The organism is Spiroplasma endosymbiont of Megaselia nigra (assembly GCF_003987485.1).
Classification (GTDB): Bacteria; Bacillota_I; Bacilli_A; order Mycoplasmatales; family Mycoplasmataceae; genus Spiroplasma.
Genome location: NZ_RCOO01000234.1, coordinates 1 through 1,533, shown reverse-complemented (window position 1 = coordinate 1,533; position 1,533 = coordinate 1). Strand labels below are relative to the sequence as shown.

Sequence of the window (1,533 nt, the reverse complement as noted above, 5' to 3'; positions counted from 1 at the left end):
TTATTTACCATTTGAAATATTTAGAGAACAAGGTAATGATAAAGTTGGTGCTATCTTTGGAGCAAATGCAACTAGTTTAGGTTTTACAACTTTATTAACAGATAAATGTAAGGGTACTGTTTTAAATAAAGATGGTAAACCAACAGAAGAATTAGTTTATTCAACTTATAATTTAAAACAATTAAATCCTAAAACTAATCGAGTTTATTTAATTAATGAACAAACCAAAGCTGTAGATGCACAAACACCAGCTAGTGATAGTGAAAAAGATAATGATTTAGAGTTTTTACAAACACCAGATGGTACAAATTGTAGTTATATAATTGATATGTTTTCAATTCAAGCATTATATAAAGGTAATTTTGAAATTATCTTTTATGCTGATAATCCATATACAAATAATGAAGAAGATTATTTAAGATTATCAGTATGGAGTTTTCGTGGTAAAACAAAAAGCGTATTAAATAATTATTTACGCGATATGACAACGAATTATAAAACTAGCTTCTTATTACCACACGACTATGAAATACCAACATTTAATTACCCTGAATATGTATTACCGCCAGTTCCATATAACTATAAACCTTATACCAAAGATATTATGCCTACTGATGTAGTACTACCATTAATAACTAAAATTACAGCACCAGCACAATGTAAAAAAGGAATTGAACCAGTTAATTTATTTTCTGATGAATTTAATGAAGGTTATTATGAAATTGAAATTGATTTAAAGCAAATTGACCCAACAATTCAAAGTATTAGTAAATTTCAAGATGCTTATAAAACTATTGAAATAAGTAATCTAGGTAATTTACAAGTTGAATGTGCAAAACCTAATATAGAAAATTTTATTCCTAATAGAGATATTAATTTATCTGGTGGTCGTAATGCTTGTTATGCTAATTTTGGTTTGTTATCTAAAATAATTTTAAAAGAGAGTGGTTATTCACAAACTGATAAAATTAATTTTGACAATACAATAACTTTATATACTAAAAATATAACTAATAATATTCAAACAGTTGCCACTGGTTATACTAGTGGTTTATCAAGTGATAATTATAAAAATAGTTATATAACTGAAAAAGGTAAAAGTAGTGGAGATATTAAATTTTTACTTCAAATAACAAAATTATCTAATAGTGATAATGATAAAATTAAAGAAACATATTTACAAGCATATTATACAAATGATTTAAAATTAAAAATTAGATTTTCAAAATTAATATTTACTCAATTATTTCTGCGTAATAATAATTCTAATTTTCTATTTTTTTATTCTGGTAATGATAAAAATATTATACTGGATGTTTCTAATCCAAATGTATTGGGTATTAGAAATAAAAGTGATAACCCTGTTAAAATAACTATTAAACCAAATTAAAAAGAAAAAGAGATTTTACATATACAATGTTTCTTTTAACTGATAATATGAAATAAAAAACCTTTCTAGGTTATTATTAAATATATAAAGTTAGGAGAAACATTTTTTATATGGCAAAGGGTAAAACTAAAGGGTCAAAAGAC

The 1,533-nt window shown here is 24.0% G+C and carries 1 protein-coding gene; it reads left to right on the top strand.

Features of this window, described 5'->3' with window-relative positions; translation table 4 throughout:
• On the top strand, positions 1-1,390 hold a 1,390-nt coding region (locus D9R21_RS07555), incomplete at its 5' end, for a hypothetical protein (protein WP_158613963.1).
• Positions 1,391-1,533 lie beyond the last annotated feature (143 nt).